This is a genomic window from Bradyrhizobium sp., assembly GCF_016462955.1.
Taxonomy (GTDB): Bacteria; Pseudomonadota; Alphaproteobacteria; order Rhizobiales; family Xanthobacteraceae; genus Bradyrhizobium.
In genome coordinates this window covers 1-2354 of sequence record NZ_JAEMSD010000758.1, presented here as the reverse complement: position 1 = coordinate 2354, position 2354 = coordinate 1, and the positions used below count along the sequence as shown (strand labels likewise).

3 protein-coding genes are annotated in these 2354 nt (G+C 65.7%); 2 read left to right on the top strand and 1 reads right to left on the bottom strand.

Annotation, left to right across the window (positions count from 1 at the left end):
• Positions 1–1094, top strand: a 1094-nt coding sequence (locus JHD07_RS37955; protein WP_291631543.1) for a dihydrodipicolinate synthase family protein, incomplete at its 5' end; no start/stop codon positions are given.
• A complete protein-coding gene (locus JHD07_RS37950) occupies positions 1094–1957 on the top strand; it encodes a sugar phosphate isomerase/epimerase family protein (protein ID WP_291631541.1) in 864 nt (287 codons plus the stop codon). The genes JHD07_RS37955 and JHD07_RS37950, both read left to right, overlap by 1 nt.
• A gap of 133 nt (positions 1958–2090) precedes the next feature.
• On the opposite strand, the gene JHD07_RS37945 is transcribed toward JHD07_RS37950, so the two are convergent.
• The coding region (locus tag JHD07_RS37945) for a cytochrome P450 (protein WP_291631539.1) at positions 2091–2354 on the bottom strand (264 nt) is incomplete at its 5' end.

Below are 2354 nucleotides of genomic sequence, written 5' to 3'. Positions count from 1 at the left end.
TCCCCGCCAAGCTCGAGGGACCGCTGAACCGCATCGCCTTCTCGGCCGTGCACACCGTCGCCGATCCCTTCGCCGACAACGATCCCTGGCTGTCGGCCGCCGTCGACTGGGACAAGACCATCGCCTTCCGCGAGCATGTCTGGGACCTCGGCCTCGGCGTTGCCGAAGCCATGGATACCGCGCAGCGCGGCATGGGGTTGGACTGGCCGACCTCGCTGGAGCTGATCACGCGTTCGGTCGGCGCCGCCAAGCGCCGCAACGCGCTGGTGTTCTCGGGCGCCGGCACCGACCATCTCGCGGTCGAGGATGCCAAAAACCTCGACGACGTCATCCGTGCCTATGAGGAGCAGATCTCGGCGGTCGAGAAGGTCGGCGGTCGCATCATCCTGATGGCCTCGCGCGCCCTGGCGAAACTCGGTCGCAGCGCCGACGATTACGCCAAAGTCTATGACCGCGTGCTCTCGCAGGTCCGTGAGCCCGTCATCATCCACTGGCTCGGCGACATGTTCGATCCGGCTCTCGCGGGCTATTGGGGCACCCGGGATCTCGACAAGGCGATGGATACGGCGGTCGCCGTCATCAATGGCAACGCCGCCAAGGTCGACGGCGTCAAGGTCTCGCTGCTCGACAAGCAGCGCGAGATCGACATGCGCCGTCGCCTCGACAAGCGGATCAGGATGTATACCGGCGACGATTTCAATTACGCGGAGCTGATCGCCGGCGACGAACAGGGCTTTTCCCATGCGCTGCTCGGCATCTTCGATGCCATCGCGCCGGCGGCGTCCTACGCGTTGTCGAGATTGGCTGCGGGCGACGAGGCCGGCTTCCACGACGTGCTGGGTCCGACGGTGCCGTTGTCGCGGCATATCTTCAAGGCGCCGACGCGGTTCTACAAGACCGGCGTCGTGTTCATGGCCTATCTCAACGGTCACCAGGATCATTTCACCATGGTCGGCGGACAGGAGAGCACGCGCTCCACGCTGCATCTGGCCGAGCTGTTCCGTCTGGCCGACAAGGCCGGCCTGCTCGCCAACCCTGAACTCGCGACGCAGCGGATGAAGACCGTGCTCGCCACCCACGGTATCGAATCCTGATGCGCGATTTTTCGTCCGACCACCGCTGGCTGTCGCTGAACACGGCGACCGTCCGCAAGCAGGGTGACCTCGTCGCGATCGTCGAGGCCTGTGCCAGACACGGCATCCGCGCCATCGATCCCTGGCGCGACCAGGTCGCGACCGTGGGACTGGAGCGTGCCGCGCGCGCGGTGCGCGAGGCCGGCCTCGAACTCTCAGGCTATTGCCGTGGCGGCATGTTCACCTCGGATGCCGCGCGCCGCAACGAGGTGCGCGACGACAACCGCCGCTGTGTCGATGAGGCAAAGGCGCTGGGCGCGTCCTGCATCGTCCTCGTGGTCGGCGGCCTGCCGCAATATTCGCGGCCGGGTAGCGAGGCGTCGAAGGATCTTGTGGCAGCGCGCGGACAGGTCGAGGACGCGCTCGCCGACATGCTCGACTATGCGAGGCAAGCCAGGCTGCCGCTGGCGATCGAGCCGTTGCATCCGGCCTATGCGGCGGACCGCGCCTGCGTGAATACCACGAAGCACGCGCTCGACATTTGCGACCGGCTCGACCCTGGCCGCAGCGGCATGCTCGGCGTCGCGCTCGACGTCTATCACATCTGGTGGGACCCGGAGCTGATGGGCCAGATCGCGCGCGCCGGCAAGGATCGCCTGCTCGCGTTCCACGTCTGCGACTGGCTGGTGCCGACGAAAGACATCCTCAACGACCGCGGCATGATGGGCGACGGCGTCATCGACATCAGATCGGTGCGCCAAGCGGTCGAAGCACAGGGCTTTGCTGGCTATTCCGAGATCGAGATATTCTCAAACGATTGGTGGGACAAGCCGATCGACGAAGTGCTCGCCACCTGCATCACGCGGCACAAGACGGTGGTGTAGGTATTTACACACCTTGCGCCAGTGTCGCTGATATGCCCGACATATCAGCTCGTTGGTCGACGCCGCCGACACCCGCCTCTGATGCCAGTCTACTGTGCATGGGGTTGTTTTTGCAGTTTCGTTTTCAAGCCCCTCACCCGATCGAGCAGGGCACACTCAGAAAGCCGCGGAACCGGACCCGTCCGCCCCGGATGGGCGACCCGCTCACGGCATAGTTCGGGAAGCGCGCCAGAAAGCGGGAGATCGCGATCGCGCCTTCCAGCCGCGCCAGCGCCATGCCGGCGCATTGATGCGCGCCGGTGGCGAAGGCGAGGTGCCGGTTCGGGGTGCGCGCGATGTCGAAGGTTTCCGGATTAGGAAACTGCGCGGGGTCGCGGTTGGCCGCGCCGATGCACAG

Bases quoted from the DNA above. Each gene is read 5' to 3' on its own strand.
- JHD07_RS37950 (WP_291631541.1), top strand. From the start codon at position 1,094: ATGCGCGATTTTTCGTCCGACCACCGCTGGCTGTCGCTGAACACGGCG.